The 2363-nt window shown below is 40.5% G+C and carries 2 protein-coding genes; both read left to right on the top strand.

All coding sequences use genetic code 11. The annotated features are described in order from the left end of the window. Positions 1-1505 (top strand): DNA mismatch repair protein MutS (gene mutS, locus RTK36_RS07965; protein ID WP_312045999.1); only part of this gene is annotated, 1505 nt, incomplete at its 5' end. A 17-nt stretch (positions 1506-1522) separates the two neighbouring features. Beyond that, a partial coding sequence (gene mutL / locus RTK36_RS07960; protein ID WP_312045997.1) for a DNA mismatch repair endonuclease MutL occupies positions 1523-2363 on the top strand: 841 nt, incomplete at its 3' end.

Below are 2363 nucleotides of genomic sequence, written 5' to 3'. Positions count from 1 at the left end.
CATTAAAGAACTCCATTGAAAATCTGCCCTTATTAAAAACTATATTGGGAAGGTGCAAAAGCCCCTATTTGGAAGAAGTTTGTGGGAAACTAGATGCATTAGAAAATATTCATACCTTAATTGAACAGGCGATTGTTGATGATCCTCCTTTTTCGGTTAGAGAGGGCGGTATGATTAAGCAGGGCTTCCATTCTGAACTGGATACCTTTACTCAAGCAAAGGAAAAAGGAACCACATGGATAAACCAGATGGAAGAAGAGGAAAAAGAAAAAACAGGCATTAAAAACCTAAAAATACGATTTAATAAGGTTTTTGGCTATTATATAGAAGTTACACGGTCAAATATGAAAGAGGTTCCCCCCCATTATATTCGCAAGCAGACCCTTGCAAATTGCGAACGCTACATAACACCGGAACTGAATGAATTGGCTGAATTGATTTTAGGAGCAGAAGAAAAAATTACTGCTTTGGAATATCAGATTTTTACAGAGATCAGAAATGCAGTGGCGGCTGAAGTTGAGAGAATACAATATTGCGCTTATTTGGTGTCTGTGGTTGATGCCCTTCAATCCTTCGGAGAGGTTGCCCAGAGCATGAATTATATTAAGCCTGTGGTGGATGATGGAGACATCATATCTGTTATAGGTGGGCGTCATCCTGTTGTGGAAAAAATGACCCAGGGGCAATTTATTCCCAATGATATTTTTTTAGATCAGGAAGAAACCAGACTGGCAATTATTACAGGCCCCAACATGGCAGGAAAGTCAACCTATATGCGCCAAACAGCTTTAATTGTTTTAATGGCGCAGATTGGTAGTTTTGTTCCTGCTGAATCCGCCCATATTGGCATAGTAGACCGAATTTTTACAAGAGTTGGTGCATCGGATGATTTGAGTGCAGGACAAAGTACCTTTATGGTGGAAATGTCAGAGGTTGCAAATATTTTAAATAATGCTACGGCAAAAAGCCTCTTGATTTTAGACGAAATTGGCCGTGGAACCAGTACTTTTGATGGTTTAAGCATTGCATGGGCAGTTTTGGAATACATTGCTGATGAGAAGCAGATTGGTGCAAAGACTCTGTTTGCCACCCATTATCATGAGCTTTCTGAACTGGAAGGCAAGCTTCCTGGTGTGAAGAATTATTGCATAGCGGTGCAAGAAATGGGCGAAGATATTATCTTCCTTCGTAAAATCAAACGAGGGGGGGCTGACCATAGCTATGGTGTGCAGGTAGCAAGGCTGGCAGGTCTTCCGCCAAAGGTAATCCGCCGCAGTGGGCAAATTTTAAAACAGCTGAATGCTGCTGATATTGCAAAAAAGGCGAAAAAAATTGCTGTGGAAGCCCAAGAGCAGGCAGAGGATATGGCTAAGCAAATTGATATGTTTTCTGTAAAGGAAAATCAAATGATAGACGAAATTTCCAAGCTGGATGTTATGGCAATGACGCCTATAGAAGCATTGCAGACCCTTTTTGAATTGCAGAAAAAGGCAAAGGGAATGTAAAAGGAAGGAGGATATCCTTGCAATCAATTAAAATTTTAGATAATAGAACAATTAATAAAATTGCCGCCGGAGAGGTTGTGGAAGGGCCAAAGTCTGTTGTAAAGGAATTAGTGGAAAATGCCATTGATGCCGGAGCCACCGCTGTGACCGTAGAAATTAAAGAAGGCGGAATTTCCTATATTCGCATTATGGATAATGGCTGTGGCATACCCAAGGAACAGGTGAAAACGGCTTTTTTGCGCCATGCGACAAGCAAAATGAGTGAAATTGAAGACTTGGAGCACATTTTTACATTGGGTTTTCGTGGAGAAGCTTTAGCCAGCATTGCCGGAGTTGCACAGGTTGAAATGATGACAAAAACAAGGGATGAAGAGACGGGAACGTATATAGAAATCAGCGGAGGGGAAATCAAAAATATACAAGATACCTCCTGTACAGAAGGAACCACTATAACTGTAAAGAATTTATTTTATAATGTTCCTGCCAGAAGAAAATTTTTGAAAAAGCCTGCAACTGAAAGCGGATTTGTTTCAGACCTAATAAATAAATTGGCTTTAGGGCATCCGGAGGTATCTTTCCGCTTTATTAATAATGACACAACCATGTTGCATACAACGGGAAATGGAGAGCTTAAGGCTTCTGTTTTTTATGTATATGGAAAAGAAGCCGCCAACAGTATGGTTCCCTTAGAGTATAAAAAAGGGGAGTATGCCCTTACGGGGTTAATTGGCAAACCTGAGCTTTCAAGAGGAAATCGAAACTATGAAAATTTGTTTATCAATGGCAGATTCATCAAAAACAAGGTGGTTGCTGCGGCAGTAGAGGATGCATACAAGACACGGTTGCTAATAGGCAAGT

The organism is Anaerotignum sp., from assembly GCF_031981185.1.
Lineage (GTDB): Bacteria > Bacillota > Clostridia > Lachnospirales > Anaerotignaceae > Chakrabartyella.
The sequence above is the reverse complement of the archived record's forward strand: the minus strand, read 5'-3'. Positions and strand labels throughout refer to the sequence as shown.